12 protein-coding genes and 3 pseudogenes are annotated in these 15,414 nt (G+C 41.7%); 14 read left to right on the top strand and 1 reads right to left on the bottom strand.

The features are described 5' to 3' along the window. Positions 1 to 40 precede the first annotated feature (40 nt). The 3 genes and pseudogenes from I2D69_RS02835 to I2D69_RS19950 form a co-directional block, all read left to right on the top strand. Positions 41 to 1,171 (top strand): Ldh family oxidoreductase, encoded by a 1,131-nt coding sequence (locus tag I2D69_RS02835; RefSeq protein ID WP_118577848.1) that lies wholly within the window; start codon positions 41 to 43, stop codon positions 1,169 to 1,171. Between the two features lie 90 nt (positions 1,172 to 1,261). Continuing rightward, positions 1,262 to 2,437: an NADP-dependent malic enzyme gene (locus I2D69_RS02830; protein WP_173717413.1), complete on the top strand. Its 1,176-nt coding sequence runs from the start codon at positions 1,262 to 1,264 to the stop codon at positions 2,435 to 2,437. Positions 2,438 to 2,732: 295 nt separating this feature from the next. Continuing rightward, positions 2,733 to 3,161: pseudogene (locus I2D69_RS19950) on the top strand (AEC family transporter); the annotation flags it as partial. A gap of 244 nt (positions 3,162 to 3,405) precedes the next feature. On the opposite strand, the pseudogene I2D69_RS02820 reads toward I2D69_RS19950, so the two are convergent. Continuing rightward, positions 3,406 to 3,705 (bottom strand): annotated as a pseudogene (locus I2D69_RS02820) (DUF4143 domain-containing protein); the annotation flags it as partial. A 430-nt stretch (positions 3,706 to 4,135) separates the two neighbouring features. Between I2D69_RS02820 and I2D69_RS02815 the strand changes: the two are divergent. The 11 genes and pseudogenes from I2D69_RS02815 to I2D69_RS02770 all read left to right on the top strand — a co-directional run bounded on the left by I2D69_RS02815 (position 4,136) and on the right by I2D69_RS02770 (position 15,379). Then, positions 4,136 to 4,540, top strand: coding sequence for a YbaN family protein (locus tag I2D69_RS02815; RefSeq protein ID WP_195379364.1), 405 nt, complete (start codon positions 4,136 to 4,138; stop codon positions 4,538 to 4,540). A 1-nt stretch (position 4,541) separates the two neighbouring features. Beyond that, entirely contained in the window at positions 4,542 to 4,880 is a 339-nt protein-coding gene (locus I2D69_RS02810; RefSeq protein WP_118577851.1) for a nitrous oxide-stimulated promoter family protein, read from the top strand. Positions 4,881 to 4,899: 19 nt separating this feature from the next. Further along, positions 4,900 to 6,639, top strand: coding sequence for an ABC transporter ATP-binding protein/permease (locus I2D69_RS02805; protein ID WP_195379363.1), 1,740 nt, complete (start codon positions 4,900 to 4,902; stop codon positions 6,637 to 6,639). After that, positions 6,639 to 8,426 carry an ABC transporter ATP-binding protein gene (locus I2D69_RS02800; RefSeq protein ID WP_195379362.1) on the top strand — a complete coding sequence of 596 codons (1,788 nt, stop codon included), beginning with the start codon at positions 6,639 to 6,641 and terminating at the stop codon, positions 8,424 to 8,426. The genes I2D69_RS02805 and I2D69_RS02800 overlap by 1 nt, the downstream gene beginning before the upstream one ends. A gap of 51 nt (positions 8,427 to 8,477) precedes the next feature. Beyond that, positions 8,478 to 8,564: pseudogene (locus I2D69_RS20675) on the top strand (hypothetical protein); the annotation flags it as partial. 323 nt (positions 8,565 to 8,887) lie between these two features. Beyond that, a complete protein-coding gene (locus tag I2D69_RS02795; protein WP_195379361.1) occupies positions 8,888 to 9,964 on the top strand; it encodes a M42 family peptidase in 1,077 nt (358 codons plus the stop codon). A 365-nt stretch (positions 9,965 to 10,329) separates the two neighbouring features. Further along, positions 10,330 to 10,503, top strand: coding sequence for a hypothetical protein (locus I2D69_RS02790; protein ID WP_173770183.1), 174 nt, complete (start codon positions 10,330 to 10,332; stop codon positions 10,501 to 10,503). A gap of 36 nt (positions 10,504 to 10,539) precedes the next feature. Continuing rightward, positions 10,540 to 12,600 carry an ATP-binding protein gene (locus tag I2D69_RS02785; RefSeq protein WP_195379360.1) on the top strand — a complete coding sequence of 687 codons (2,061 nt, stop codon included), beginning with the start codon at positions 10,540 to 10,542 and terminating at the stop codon, positions 12,598 to 12,600. A gap of 300 nt (positions 12,601 to 12,900) precedes the next feature. Next, positions 12,901 to 14,223 (top strand): MATE family efflux transporter, encoded by a 1,323-nt coding sequence (locus tag I2D69_RS02780; protein WP_195379359.1) that lies wholly within the window; start codon positions 12,901 to 12,903, stop codon positions 14,221 to 14,223. 116 nt (positions 14,224 to 14,339) lie between these two features. Beyond that, positions 14,340 to 15,026, top strand: coding sequence for an MBL fold metallo-hydrolase (locus I2D69_RS02775; RefSeq protein WP_173717984.1), 687 nt, complete (start codon positions 14,340 to 14,342; stop codon positions 15,024 to 15,026). Then, positions 15,023 to 15,379, top strand: coding sequence for a VOC family protein (locus I2D69_RS02770; protein WP_148463109.1), 357 nt, complete (start codon positions 15,023 to 15,025; stop codon positions 15,377 to 15,379). The genes I2D69_RS02775 and I2D69_RS02770 overlap by 4 nt, the downstream gene beginning before the upstream one ends. Positions 15,380 to 15,414: the final 35 nt, after the last annotated feature.

Genomic DNA, 15,414 nt, shown 5'->3' with positions numbered 1-15,414 from the left:
AATAAATAAAACTGGCAATACCAGAAAGAGGTGCGAAACAATGGGATATGTGAAATGGTCATATGAGACACTGAATCATTTTTGCGGAGACGTATTCAAGGCGTTTGGATTTACAGAGGAAGAAAGCAATCAGATCAAGGATGTGCTTCTTACGGCTGACCTTTATGGAATAGAAAGTCATGGTATGCAGAGAATGGTGCGTTATCATAAGGGAATCGAAAAGGGAACCATCCATCCGCAGGCAAAGCCTGAAGTTGTATTTGAAACACCGATATCTGCAGTGATTGATGGTCATAATGGAATGGGACAGCTTATTTCCGTTTACGCAATGAAAAAAGCCATCGAAAAAGCCAAAAAAACCGGAGTTGGAATCGTAACCGTCCGTGAGTCCAATCATTTTGGTATTGCCGGATATTATGCAAAGATGGCGTGCGATGAAGGACTTCTGGGAATGGCTTGCACTAATTCAGAGGCTATTATGGTTCCTACGTTTGGCAAAAAAGCCATGCTTGGATCAAACCCAATCGCAGTAGCTATGCCGGCAGACCCGTATCCGTTTTTCTTTGACTGTTCTACCACAGTGGTTACAAGAGGAAAACTAGAAATGTACAACAAAATGGAGAAACCGCTTCCTAATGGATGGGCGTTGGACAAAGATGGTCATGCAAGCACAGACGCACCGGATGTCCTTGCCAATATTGTTGCAAAGAAGGGCGGCGGAATCATGCCCCTTGGTGGAAATGAAGAGGTTACAGGAAGCCACAAGGGATATGGATATGGTATGTTATGTGAACTGTTCAGTTCCATTCTTTCCATGGGTGTTACTTCGGATCATTGCTGCACATTCCCGGATAAAACTGGAATCTGTCATGGATTCATGGCAATCGATCCGGCTGCATTTGGTGATCCTCAGGCAATCCGCAGACATTTTTCAGAATACCTGGAAGCTTTGAGAGAAAGTCCGAAGGCAGAAGGCAAAGAACGTATTTATACACATGGTGAAAAAGAAGTTTTGGCAGAAAAAGAAAGAAGAGAACATGGATTACCTGTAAACGATAATACGATGGTCGAACTTGCTAATCTGTGTGGATATCTCAAACTTGACTTTGATAAATATTTTGACGGATATGAGCTTCCAAAAGACAGCAAATTCTTTACAGGAAATTATTAATAGATTAGAAGGCAACTGTTCACAGTAACAATAGAGGCAGCCGAATCATACGGTTTCACATAATTTAAGATACCAGGGAGGACAATAGAAATGGATTATGCAAAAGAATCTTTAAGACTGCATGGAGAATGGAAAGGTAAGATTGAAGTTGTAACAAGAGTACCTGTAGAAAATAAGGATGATCTGTCACTTGCTTATACACCTGGAGTTGCACAGCCTTGTCTGGAAATCCAGAAGGATGTAAACAAATCTTACGAACTCACAAGAAGATGGAACATGTGTCTGGTAGTTACAGACGGTTCTGCTGTTCTTGGACTTGGAAACATTGGACCAGAAGCCGGAATGCCGGTTATGGAAGGTAAATGTGTCCTTTTCAAGGCATTTGGTGATGTAGATGCATTTCCACTCTGCATTAAAAGCAACGATGTGGACGAAATTGTAAATACAATCTATATGATCTCCGGTTCCTTTGGTGGAGTAAACCTGGAAGATATTTCCGCACCGAGATGTTTCGAAATTGAAAAGAAACTGAAAGAAAAATGTGATATTCCGATCTTCCATGATGACCAGCATGGTACTGCGATCATCACACTGGCAGGTCTTACCAATGCACTTAAAGTTGTTCGCAAGAAGAAAGAGGATGTCCATGTTGTAATGAACGGAGCAGGAGCAGCAGCAATCTCTATCGCTCGTCTGCTTCTCACAGCCGGATTTCAGAACATCACACTCTGTGACAGAAAGGGTGCAATCTATGAGGGACGTCCGGAAGGAATGAATCCAGTCAAAGATGAAATGAGCAAGGTGACCAATCTGGATAAGAAAGCAGGTTCTCTGGCAGATATGCTGGTCGGCGCAGATGTATTTATCGGTGTTTCCGCACCTGGTGCCGTTACAACAGAGATGGTTAAGACCATGAATAAGGATGCAATTGTTTTTGCATGTGCAAACCCGACTCCGGAGATTTTCCCGGATGACGCAAAGGCTGGCGGAGCAAAAGTTGTTTCCACAGGAAGAAGTGATTTCCCGAACCAGATCAACAACGTACTTGCTTTTCCAGGAATCTTTCGTGGCGCATTTGATGTGAGAGCAAAAGAGATCAATGATGAAATGAAGCTGGCAGCGTCTGAAGCACTTGCAAATCTGATCGCAGATGAGGAACTTTCTCCGGAATATATCATTCCGAAGGCATTCGATAAGAGAGTAGGACCGGCGGTAGCCAAAGCAGTTGCGGAGGCAGCAAAGAGAACCGGCGTAGCCCGTATTTAAAAATACAATTTAATAAGATAGACAATTTTCCCCGGCATAACTTATTATAGGGATAGCAAGGACGTGTGACAACAATAGATTTTACTTCAAGGAAACGTCCGCAGTATGCCGGGGATTTTCTTATAATTTTTTACGAATGAGTAGAGATTTATAGCTGGAAATAAGAAACCAACTATGGAAGGGAGAACTGTGGTATAAACAGCTTCCGTCACAGACAGCGTAGGAGACCTGCAAGTAGCTGGACAAAGCATGCTATAATTAAAAATAACAGACATCAGAAAAGAAGGGACAAAATATGCAAATCAGTTTATTACTAATGGAAGAGATTGCAAAGCTTTTTGCAATCATGCTTATGGGATATGCGGTTGTAAAAGCCGGCCTTATGAAGTCATCGGAGAGTAAAAGCATATCTGTAGTCATGGTTTATCTGGTTATTCCATGCGTAATTATCGACGCATTTCAGGTGGACTATACGCCAGATGTAAAAAAAGGACTGCTCCTGGCATGTGCGGCAGCAGTTCTGGTACATGTTTTATTTCTGATACTTACCACAATATTAAAACAAGTATTGCGGCTAGATACGATTGAACGCGCGACGGTTATTTATTCAAATGCCGGTATACTGGTAATTCCGCTGGTACAGGATTTGCTTGGAAAGGAGTATGTTATTTACTCCAGTGCTTATATTACGGTACAGCTGGTTTTGATCTGGACACATTGCAAAAATATGATTTGCGAAGAAGATAGATTAGAGTGGAAAAAAGTATTTCTGAACGTAAATATTATTTCAATCATAGTAGGAGTGATATTGTTTGTCTGCAGAATCCAGATGCCTTCGGGAGTGCAGGATGTCATGGATATGATGAATAATATGATTGGTCCGATTGGTATGCTGCTTGCCGGAATGGTTATTGCGGACGTACCTCTTAAGATTGTATTTACTAAAAAAAGAAACTATCTTTCAACAGATATCCACGGCGAAGAAGCTCGATGCAAACGATGTTTTCATATACTCTGCCATAATCCATATTTCTGCTTCCCAGTATTGCATATCGAATACCGCTGTCACACAAATAGAACTTTTCAGAGCTTTCAAGGTATTTCTTACCTCGGATGTCGTATCTCTTAATATCATAAAATACAAAAGCATTGCACAAATACTTAATGTACTTGCCGACGGTTACATGATTGGTTACCAAATCGACGAATACCCGTGATGATCTTGATGTCAGGAGTGCCATTCAGTTCAATGATTCCATCGAGATATTTTGCTCTCGTGATTGTTTTCATATAGTCATCCACTTTCAAAAATTGAAGTTTTTTCATTTCTCGAAACCGCTTCGTTGTACTTAGTATACTGTCTGATAATAGTATATGCAATATGTCGCTTTCAAAAACACAAATTTTTTTATTTTTTGAAAGTGGAAACTATGTAAAGGCAACCCGAAGGCTGTACTAGAGCGTGTTTGAAAAATAAAAACAGGATGTGGGAAATTGCGATTTAAGAATATATGGGGTATGCCTTATAAAGTTGTTGACATTGGATGACAAAGTATGATATTTTTCATGCAATGGGTTAGCTGCGAGCAACTAAAGACCTTCTTGCAGAACTCAAGTAACCATAACTAAAAAATATTAGCAAAAACTAATACCACGACATGAAAAGGAGGAAAACTCCCACAGGAGAACAGAAAGAAGATGAAAAATTCTTTAAAAGTAATATGGACCGTGCTTGGCTTTCTTTGCCTTGGATTTGGTACGATAGGAATTGTACTTCCTGTTTTGCCAACCGTTCCGTTTTATATGGCAACACTGTTTTGCTTTGCAAAGAGTTCAAAGAAACTGCACGACTGGTTTGTAGAAACGAATTTATATAAGAATCATCTGGACAGTTTTGTTCAGAAAAGAGCCATGCCAATGGGAACAAAATGCAAGATTATCGGAATGGTAACAGTAGTTATGCTGATCGGTTTTATCTGTATGAAGAATGTACCGATTGGAAGAATCTGTATCGCAATTGTGTGGGTATGCCATCTGCTATATTTCTTCTTAAGGGTTAAGACAGAAAATCCAGAAGTTAAAATGGCAGAAATGGGAGATTGAGATGGACAAAGTAGAAAAGAAACGGCAGAAAGAACAGTATGTTGTGGAAGAGATGATCCGGCTGTACTGCCGGAAAAACCATCCGAAAGAAAAAAGACAGGAGGGGAAGACATGTCCTGACTGTCAAAGACTTTTGGATTACGCAAAACAAAGAAGTCAGAAGTGTCCATTTATGGAAGAAAAAACGTTCTGTGCGAACTGTAAGGTACATTGTTATAAGCCGGAAATGAGAGAACAGATTCGACAGGTCATGCGTTTTTCAGGACCAAGGATGTTATTATACCATCCATTTCTTGCAATATGGCATTTGGTATGCAGTAAAAGAGAATCGAAAAAATAAACAAAAGGATAAGATTTTTATGATTAAAACAAGATTGATGGGGCTGTTGTCCCACGCAAAAAAGTATATTGCGTATACGATTTTGTGGCAGTGGGCAGCCCTTCTGTCGCAGGTATTGGCAGTCTTTTCTATCGCAGATTTACTGGAACAGGTGGCGTACCGGGGAGTAACCGTACCGATTATTGAACGGACAATACTGATTTTATTTCTGGTTCTGGTAATCCGGTTCGTATGTGAGCGGATGGGAGCAAGGTCTTCCTATCTGGCGTGTGTGGATGTAAAGCGGATTCTGCGTGAAAAGATTTATGAGAAAATGTTGAAGCTGGGAGCTTCCTACAGTGAGCAGGTATCCTCTTCAGAGGTCGTACAGGTGTCGACCGAAGGTGTGGAGCAGTTGGAAACATACTTTGGAAAATATCTTCCACAGTTATTCTACAGCCTGATTGCACCACTGACCTTATTTATCATTCTTTGCAGAGTAAGTCTGAAAGCGAGTGCCATACTGCTGATCTGTGTACCGTTGATTCCAATTTCCATCGTGGTGGTACAGAAAGTAGCGAAGAAATTATTGAGTAACTATTGGAGCATCTATACCGGACTGGGTGATTCGTTCCTCGAAAATTTACAGGGACTTACCACTCTGAAGATTTATCAGGCAGACCAGCAGAAAGCAGATGAGATGGATGTGGAATCTCAGAACTTCCGCAGGATTACGATGAAGGTGCTGACCATGCAGCTTAATTCCACCAGTGTGATGGATATTGTGGCGTATGGTGGAGCAGCCATCGGTATGGCAGTTGCGGTATCCGAATTCCTAAAGGGGAATATCAGTGTAGCAGGAACTTTATGTATTGTCCTGCTTGCAAGCGAGTTTTTCCTGCCACTCAGACTGCTTGGTTCGTTTTTCCATATTGCAATGAATGGTATGGCAGCCAGTGATAAAATTTTTAAGATTTTAGATTTACCAGAACCACAGGCCGGAGAAAAAGCACTGCCGGAGGTTGCGTTAGATGTTACATTAAAAGATGTGTATTTTTCTTATGAAGAGGACAGAGAGATCTTAAAAGAAATCAGCTTAAATCTGCCAGCAGGAAGTTTTGTATCACTGGTTGGTGAATCCGGATGTGGTAAGAGTACGATTGCCGGAATCCTTGCAGCAAAGAATCGGGGATATAGCGGAGAAATTACCATCGGTGGTGTACCGCTTAATGCGGTAAATGAGGAAAATCTGATGCAGAAGGTTGTTCTGGTTCGCCATAACAGCTATCTGTTCAAAGGTACAGTAGAAGAAAATCTGAAGATGGCAAAGCCGGACGCAACGAAAGAAGAGATGGAAGCAGTTCTTCAGAAAGTCAATCTCTTAGGGTTTTTACAGACACAGGATGGATTGCAGACACAGTTGCTGGAAAAAGCAAGCAACCTGTCCGGCGGTCAGTGCCAGAGACTGGTGATTGCCAGAGCATTGCTTCGGACAGACAGTGCGGTTTATATTTTCGATGAAGCTGCATCCAATATCGATGTGGAAAGTGAAGAACTGATTATGAATGTGATTCACGAACTGGCAAAGACAAAGACGGTGCTTCTGATTTCCCACAGACTGGCAAATGTTGTGAAATCTGATAAGATTTATTTCTTAAAAGACGGAGAAATTAAAGAAAGCGGAAAGCATGACGAACTGATGAGACAGAATGGTGCATACAGACATCTGTATGAAAGCCAGATGGCATTGGAAAACTATGGAAAAGGAGGAGTGGCATAATGAGTGAAAATATAAATACAACAAAACGCAGAAGTGCCATCCGGATCATGGGAAGTCTGATTGGTCTGGTAAAACCCTTGCTCCATATTATGCTGGCGGCAATCATCCTTGGAACATTAGGTTACTTGTGTGCGATTTTCCTGACGATATTGGCAGGACAGGTTATCGTGCATGGACTTCTGACAGGAGCAGCCGGAATAATTGTTCCGGTGGACAATATGTGGCTGGCATTTATCCCGGTAAAAACCATTATAACAGTCATGATTGTGATTGCAGTGCTTCGCGGAATCCTACATTATGCAGAACAGTATTGTAATCATTTTATCGCTTTTAAGTTGTTAGCAATCATCCGTCATAAAGTGTTTGCTTCCTTAAGAAAACTCTGTCCGGCAAAACTGGAAGGACGGGACAAGGGAAATCTGATTTCTATTATTACAACGGATATTGAATTACTGGAAGTGTTTTATGCACATACCATTTCCCCGATTGCGATTGCAACACTGACCTCGATGGTTATGGTGATTTTTATTGGAAGATATCACTGGTTAGCGGGAATGCTTGCACTGGCAGCTTATCTGATTGTCGGTGTAGCCATCCCGATGTGGAATGGAAAACGTGGCAGCCAGAAGGGAATGGAATTTAGAACAAGCTTCGGAGAACTGAACAGTTTTGTTCTGGACTCTTTACGAGGACTGGATGAGACTATCCAGTACGGACAGGGTGAAAAGAGAAAAGAGCAGATGTCGGAACGTTCGAAAAACCTTGCAGGAATACAGAAGTCATTAAGCAAAATGGAAGGCTCACAGCGTTCATTCACAAATATGGTTATTTTGCTTGCATCTTTTGGAATGCTGGCGCTGACCATCTGGCTGTATGACAAAGGTGCGATAGGATTCGAGGGAATCTTAACCTGTACCATCGCAATGATGGGTTCTTTCGGACCGGTAGTGGCATTATCAAGCCTGTCTAACAATCTGAACCAGACACTTGCAAGTGGTGAGCGTGTTCTTTCCCTTCTGGAAGAGACACCGCTTGTGGAAGAAATTCCGGGTGATGTGGAAACTCCTGGGACAGAGAGTGTGGAACATGAATTTACAGGAGCAGAGGCAGAGAACGTAACATTTGCTTATAAGGTGAATGGCTTGGAAGGAGACAGAGAGGACGGCCTTGGCCGCGATAATGAGGTTATTTTAGATAACTATTCACTGAAATTACAGCCAGGGAAGATCACAGGTATTCATGGTGCGAGCGGTTCCGGAAAATCTACGCTCTTAAAACTGCTGATGCGGTTCTGGGATGTTCAGGATGGAAGTATATCGGTAGACGGTACAAATGTCCGAAAGATTCCAACCAGGCATCTGAGAGATATGGAAAGTTATGTCACACAGGAAACGCACCTGTTCCATGATTCGATTGCAAATAATATTGAGATAGCAAAGCCGGGAGCATCCAGAGAAGAAATTATGGAAGCGGCAAAGAAAGCGTCTATTCATGATTTCATTATGACATTACCGAAAGAATATGATACAGAAGTCGGAGAACTGGGTGATACATTATCTGGTGGTGAGAAACAGAGAATCGGAATTGCAAGAGCATTTCTCCACGAATGCCCTCTGATTCTGCTCGATGAGCCTACATCAAACCTGGATTCTTTAAATGAGGGAATTATCTTAAAATCATTGAAAGAATCGGCCAGGAAGAAAACGGTTGTCCTGGTATCCCACAGAGTGTCCACAATGAATGTGGCAGATGTGGTTTATGAAATGGAGAACGGCAGAATTTCTTAAGAGCATGTTCAATGGATAAGCTATTTAAATCTGTAGCCATAATAATCGGCTGAAACCGAACCATCTGAAGAAAACAGTCCTCTTTATACTATGAATAATGTCATTTTGACACCTCATATAGGATGGAAAGGGCTTGAGTAAAAGAATAATAAGATAATTACAATCAATAACGCCGATACGGGATTATAATAAATCCTACTCGGCGTTATTGATTTTTGCATAGCATTCTTTGCTCTATAAGAAGTTCACGAAATTTACCACATCGAGTTGGATTTGTTGACAATCATATTGGCTTGGAATATACTTGGTTTATCAAGCGCGGCTCGAAAAAATCTTTATTGTCAGAAAAAAGTCAATCCAAAAGGGGAACTGGAGATTATTGACAGTTAAATATAACATATAAAATCATATAAGTAGATGTTGAGCTCAAGAAGCTAAAACTTTCATAAAGAGGTGTCAGAATGGATAAAAAAACAACGTTGGAAATGATTGCAGCAATTTCAAATGCAAACGGTACATCAGGCTTCGAAGATGAAGTGGTTGCTGCAATTCGTCCTTATGCAGAAGGACTCGGAGAAATTACAGAAGATCGCATGCGCAACCTATATATCCGCCGTAAAGAAAATAACGGCAAACGTCCGGTTGTTCAGCTTGATGCACATAGTGATGAGGTTGGCTTTATGGTGCAGGCTATCTGCCCGAACGGAACTCTCCGCATCATTCAGATCGGAGGTTGGGTGAACCACAATATTCCCGCTCATAAAGTCCTGGTTCGTAACCGATTCGGAGAATATATTCCAGGTATTACTGCCAGTAAGCCTCCGCATTTCATGACAGAGCAGGAGCGTAAAGCACCTCTGGATATGAAAGATATCACGGTAGATGTTGGCGCTGTTTCTAAAGAAGAGGCGGTTGAAAAGTTCGGCATTCGTATCGGTGAACCGGTAGTGCCAGATGTGACATTTACATATTCAGAAACCACAGATCTGATGGTGGGCAAGAGCTTTGACTGTCGTCTGGGATGTGCGGCAATTCTTAAGACCATGCATACTCTGGCTGGTCAGGATTTGAATGTGGATATTGTTGGCGCTTGTGCAGCACAGGAAGAAGTTGGTGTACGTGGTGCCACTGTGACAGCACAGGTAATTAAGCCGGATATCGCAATTGTTTTTGAAGGCTGCCCGGCAGATGATACGTGCGTTGAGCAGTATATGGTTCAGACGGCTATTAAGCGTGGCCCGATGCTTCGTCACATTGATTCACGCATGATCACCAATCCGCGTTATCAGAGATATGCGCTTGATCTGGCAGAAAAGCTTGGCATTCCGGTTCAGGATGCAGTTCGCAGTGCTGGTTCAACCAATGGTGCAGTTATACATCTGACTGAAAAAGCAGTTCCGGTCATCGTTATTGGTGTTCCGGTTCGCTATGCGCACACACATTACGGAATTTCAGCTTATGCTGATTTTGATAATGCGGTTAAGTTGGCATGCGAAATTCTTAAAAGATTTGACGAAGAGCAGATTATGAGTTTCTAAAAAAATATAATGATGTGCTGAAAGCGACAGGTATAACGGCAACTGCCGAAAAAGGATATGCAAAGAAACGCATCACAGTTATTTAAACTTTTATGTGACAAACGTAACTGTCTGTGATATTATGAAAGTGGTATAGGCGAAAATGACTTTTGCAGAAACGAAAGTATTTTCAAATTTTATTTAAAAATATACTTATTCTAATGAATAAGTGAGAGGTCATATAGATACGGGACGGTATGAGTACAAAGAACATTACCAGTGAACAGTAATGTAGGAGAACAGTTCGAACATATGTATCGGCTGTTCTCCTTTTGTTTTCAGGCATTAATGGGGGAATATTTTCTATATAAGTGTTGGGAGATTTTATGGAAAAGTTTAAGGCAAATGATAATAAGAATGAAGAACATGAGATTAATTACAGACAATTTAATAAAAAGCTGGAACTTCTGAATCAGATTCTGTCTCTGATATCAGACATTAATCAGGCATCGGATGAGAAAGAGATAGATACCATTCGATTTTATTGCACAGCCCGCTGAAAAACAGTTGGAAGAAAACATAATGAGGAAAATTCAATGAAAATAAATAATACAGCTGCTAAACCTATTAAGAAATACTGCTATATTGTCGGCCTCCTCTCTTTCTTGATCGCGTTTTTTGCGTGTAGTCAGATGCTCAGATATCAGGAAAAAGAAAAAAAAGCATCGGGAATCTATATGGCACAAAGTACGATAAGGAGAGTCAAGGCAAAGCTGGACAATTATATAACGATTTCTGATCTTCTTGGAAACTATATCATTGATGGATCGGATATGGATGAAAACACTTTTTCAGAACTGGCAGAAAAGATCCCAAATGAGGATGGTGTGGTAAAGGCATTTGAGCTGGCACCGGAAGGAATCATAACCGAAATCTATCCTATGCAAGGAAATTCAGAGGCTCTTGGACTGGATGTACTGGGGGAACATGAACGGAAAAAGGATGCAGCTCTGGCTAAGGAAACCGGGGAGTATACACTTGGCGGCCCCTATCAGTTAAAGCAGGGAGGAACCGGAGCATTACTTTTTAAACCGGTTTATCGAATCGATGATTCCGGAGAGAGTAGTTTCTGGGGATTTGTACTCCAGGTGATTGACTGGGATCGTTTTATGAGTGACATAAATCTGCAATCCTTAAGTGAGGCGGATTTCAGTTATAAAATCTGGTCTTATGACAGAAGCAGTGGAGATAAGGTTATTTTTGCCCAGAGTCAGGACGATATGCCGGAAGACAGCCTGACGATAGAATGCGAGATCCCGAATAACACATGGTATTTTGATATTGTGCCTTCGAATGGGTGGATCCCGGTTTCATACTGGCTCCTCGCTATTGCCGCTTCTTATATATTTTCATTATTGGTCGCTACAATTTATTATCAGATATCCAGCAAAAAGCACAGAGAAAAACAATATGCAGCTGATCTTAAGAATGCAGCGGAGCTGGCGAAAAGTGCAAACGAAGCAAAAACGCGATTTCTGTTTAATATGAGTCATGATATACGGACGCCGATGAATGCGATCATAGGTTTTTCCGGATTACTGGAAAAGAATCTTCAGAACGAGGAAAAAGCAAAGGAATATCTGGGAAAAATCTGTTCTTCCGGAAATCTGCTGATGACGATCATTAACCAGATCCTGGAGATAGCCCGTATTGAAAGCGGTACTACAGCGCTGCAGATGAAAGCTGAGGATATAAACACAGTATTTCATACGGTAAACACAGTATTTGAGGAAGATATAAGGAAGAAGAACCTGCAGTATTCGGCAGATTTGGATGTATATCATACGTTTATCTTTTGTGACAGAGTGAAACTTCAGGAGATAATGCTGAATATTATCAGCAATGCAATAAAGTACACGTCCGATGGGCATGCGGTCCATGTAAAGATATATGAGAAAGATTCAGAGGATCCCCGGAAAGCCCGGTTTATTTTTAACTGTGAAGATACAGGCATTGGCATGAGCGAGGAATATCTTCCACATATCTTTGAAGAATTTTCCAGAGAGCATACAACCACAGAGAACAAGGTCGCGGGTACAGGACTGGGCCTTCCTATTGTGAAATCCATGATTGAGCTGATGGGAGGAAGCATCCAAGTAGAGAGCACGCAAGGTGTCGGGACAAAATTCACGGTAGATATTTCTTTTGATATGGCATCAGAATCGGATGTATATAGGGATCAGATATCTGAACAGCCAGATATATTAGAAAAGCTGGAAGGAAAACGTATTCTTCTTGCAGAGGATAATGATCTGAATGCAGAGATTGCGATAGAACTGCTTGCGGAACAAAAGATCATTACAGACCGTGCGGAAGATGGAGCAGAGTGTCTGGATAAGCTGGAGAAAGCAGATTCCGGATATTATGATATGATTCTTATGGACATTCAGATGCCGGTGATGGATGGATATGATGCTGCAGCCAGGATACGCAGAATGAAAGATGAGAAGAAAGCCTCCATCCCCATTATTGCAATGACGGCTAACGCCTTCGCAGAGGACAGGCAGAAGGCAATATCAATGGGAATGAATGATCATGTGGCAAAACCAATTGATATGAATGTACTTTTACCGGTGATAGCAAAGCATATAAGGTGAAAGATCAGTGTTACTGTTCATTGGTAACGTTCCGCGAGGTGTTTTTTGTGAACAAAGTTCACAGAAAACCCGAGAATCTCAGCGCGAAATCATGCGAATGCATGATTTCTGTGCATCGCGAAGTGTGTTACTGGTCACGGGGTGAACCGTAACTAAGAGTAAACGGCGACTTGACTTATTAGTTGCAACCACATATAATTGTTTCGGAACGTAACTTAAAACTTACATTTCGAATACATGAATAAATTCCTATGAAGGGAAGAATAAATGAAATTATGAAACCTGTGGAGGCATATGATAATGTCAAAAGATGAGTATTTAATCACAGATGCGCCTCTTAAAGCGCTGACGGTCTTTGCAATGCCGATGATTCTCGGCAGCTTTTTTCAGCAAATATACAATATGGCTGATTCCATTATCGTCGGTCAGTTTGTGGGCTCCTCCGCACTTGCAGCTGTCGGTGCATGTGCAGCGCTGACCAATGTTTTCATTTGTGTGGCACTGGGTGCCGGTGTGGGTGCCGGTGTGCTTGTGAGCCGCTATTTCGGTGCCAGGGAGTATGGAAAAATGAAAACCATCGTGTCAACGTCTTTGCTTAGCTTTTTGATCCTAAGCATAATCCTTGGTATTTTTGGCTTTAGCTTTTCCCATTGGATGATGAGCGCGTTACAAACCCCTGCAGATATAATGGATGACGCAGTGCTGTATTTGCGGGTCTATTTCGTGGGTTTTCCGTTTTTGTTTATGTACAACATTCTTTCAACGATGTTTACTTCCATAGGCGAATCAAAAATTCCACTGGGACTCCTGATATTCTCGTCAGTCTTAAATATTTTTATGGATCTTTGGATGGTGGCTGGTCTTGATCTCGGCGTGTTCGGTGCGGCGCTTGCAACCTTGATTGCACAAGGCATTTCCGCCGTGTTTTCGCTTCTGATTTTCTTATATCGGATGCGACGATATAAGAGCTCTTTTCAACGATTTGACTGGCGGGAGCTGCATTCCATGCTTCAGATTGCGGTTCCATCAGTTCTCCAGCAGTCTACAGTGTCTATTGGTATGATGATCGTGCAGGCAGTTGTAAATCCTTTCGGCACACAGGCGCTTGCGGGATATGCGGCGACGATGCGGGTGGAGAATGTTTTTTCCCTGATTTTTGTATCCATCGGCAATGCAGTTTCGCCATATGTTTCACAGAATCTCGGCGCAAACAAACCCCAGCGTATCAAAAAAGGCTACCAGGCTGCATTGGTATTGGATGTGTGCTTTGCAGCCATTGCCTTCATCGTCATTGAAACGCTACATACGCAAATTTCCTCGCTGTTTCTTGGTAAAGACGGAACCGCCCTGGCCTATCAGGTATCCGGGGATTATATGAGATGGCTTGGTTATTTCTTCATTTTTATGGGAATCAAAATGGCAACCGATGGAGTCCTTCGTGGTCTTGGAATCATGCGTCCGTTCCTTATTGCAAACATGGTAAACCTGGCGATTCGTCTGTCTGTTGCCTTGATTTTTGCACCGCGTTTTGGTATTGAATTCGTCTGGCTTGCTGTACCAGCAGGTTGGTTTGCGAACTTTTTAATATCCTATGTGGCGCTCAGGAGATCATCAAGTCTATAGTATCCGGCTGTATTTTGCAGAAAGCTTTTTTCAAACATGCTACAGGAAAAAGTTTTTCATTCAACGTGTTGCGTCAGAAATAGCTGAAAGAGAACGCGGGAAATGAGGGAGGCATCATGAAAATTACTTACATTAACCACAGTGGATTTTTAATTGAGACCAGAGACTGCTACTATATTTTTGATTATTACAAGGGTGAATTGCCGCACCTTGACAAGGAAAAAGAAGTAATCGTCTTTTGCAGCCATTTCCACGAGGATCATTTTAACCCACAAATCTTTGGGATTCTTGAGGATATGGGGATGACTTATCAGGCAGTCCTGGCGAATGATATACGAAAAAGGAATCATTTATCGGATCTGAAGATCACATATGTTTATCATGATCAGACTTATAATCTGGATAATGGTACTGAAGTTGATACCTTGCTGTCTAACGATAGTGGTGTCGCATTCATTGTCAAAACAAAGGAAGGCACCATTTATCATGCCGGTGACTTAAATGACTGGTATTGGGATGGTGAGCCGAAAGCTGACAACCAGAGACTTACTTCTGCGTATCGTGCAGAGATCAGGAAAATTAAGGGTATGCATTTTGATGCTGCATTTGTTCCCTTAGATCCGCGGCAGGGAGATCACTATGCCGACGGGATCCTGTATTTCCTTAAAAATGTAGATTGCAATGTCATTTTTCCAATGCATTACTGGAATGATACCAGTGTAATTAAGCGGTTTATTACCGAATATCCGCAATATAAGTCTCGCATTAGAAACACAGAATGTACAAAAGGAGAAGAAGTATGAAATTTAAGATGATTCACGAAAACTACAATGTGTCAGACCTGGACCGATCTATTAAATTTTACAATGAGGCCCTTGATCTGCACGAGGTGAGAAGAAAGACTACCGATGATTTTATCATCGTGTATCTGAGTAACGATGTAAGTGATTTTGAGCTGGAACTTACCTGGCTTAAGGATCATCCACAGCCATATAATCTGGGTGAATGCGAATTCCATCTGGCATTCCAGGCGGAGGATTACGAGGCGGCGCACAAGAAGCACAAAGAGATGGGCTGCATTTGCTTCGAAAATGAAGCAATGGGAATCTATTTCATCGTAGATCCAGATGGCTACTGGCTTGAGATTGTGCCGTAAAGCTGGTTGGGAAATCGAATAAAGCTGGCGTATAT

It is taken from the genome of Ruminococcus sp. D54t1_190329_F1 (assembly GCF_015551645.1).
Lineage (GTDB): Bacteria > Bacillota > Clostridia > Lachnospirales > Lachnospiraceae > Blautia_A > Blautia_A faecis.
The sequence above is the reverse complement of the archived record's forward strand: the minus strand, read 5'-3'. Positions and strand labels throughout refer to the sequence as shown.

Coding starts and splice junctions, on each gene's coding strand:
- I2D69_RS02835 (WP_118577848.1), top strand. CDS start 41: ATGGGATATGTGAAATGGTCATATGAGACACTGAATCATTTTTGCGGA.
- I2D69_RS02780 (WP_195379359.1), top strand. CDS start 12,901: ATGTCAAAAGATGAGTATTTAATCACAGATGCGCCTCTTAAAGCGCTG.
- I2D69_RS02810 (WP_118577851.1), top strand. CDS start 4,542: ATGGACAAAGTAGAAAAGAAACGGCAGAAAGAACAGTATGTTGTGGAA.
- I2D69_RS02815 (WP_195379364.1), top strand. CDS start 4,136: ATGAAAAATTCTTTAAAAGTAATATGGACCGTGCTTGGCTTTCTTTGC.
- I2D69_RS02800 (WP_195379362.1), top strand. CDS start 6,639: ATGAGTGAAAATATAAATACAACAAAACGCAGAAGTGCCATCCGGATC.
- I2D69_RS02830 (WP_173717413.1), top strand. CDS start 1,262: ATGGATTATGCAAAAGAATCTTTAAGACTGCATGGAGAATGGAAAGGT.
- I2D69_RS02795 (WP_195379361.1), top strand. CDS start 8,888: ATGGATAAAAAAACAACGTTGGAAATGATTGCAGCAATTTCAAATGCA.
- I2D69_RS02775 (WP_173717984.1), top strand. CDS start 14,340: ATGAAAATTACTTACATTAACCACAGTGGATTTTTAATTGAGACCAGA.
- I2D69_RS02805 (WP_195379363.1), top strand. CDS start 4,900: ATGATTAAAACAAGATTGATGGGGCTGTTGTCCCACGCAAAAAAGTAT.
- I2D69_RS02790 (WP_173770183.1), top strand. CDS start 10,330: ATGGAAAAGTTTAAGGCAAATGATAATAAGAATGAAGAACATGAGATT.
- I2D69_RS02785 (WP_195379360.1), top strand. CDS start 10,540: ATGAAAATAAATAATACAGCTGCTAAACCTATTAAGAAATACTGCTAT.
- I2D69_RS02770 (WP_148463109.1), top strand. CDS start 15,023: ATGAAATTTAAGATGATTCACGAAAACTACAATGTGTCAGACCTGGAC.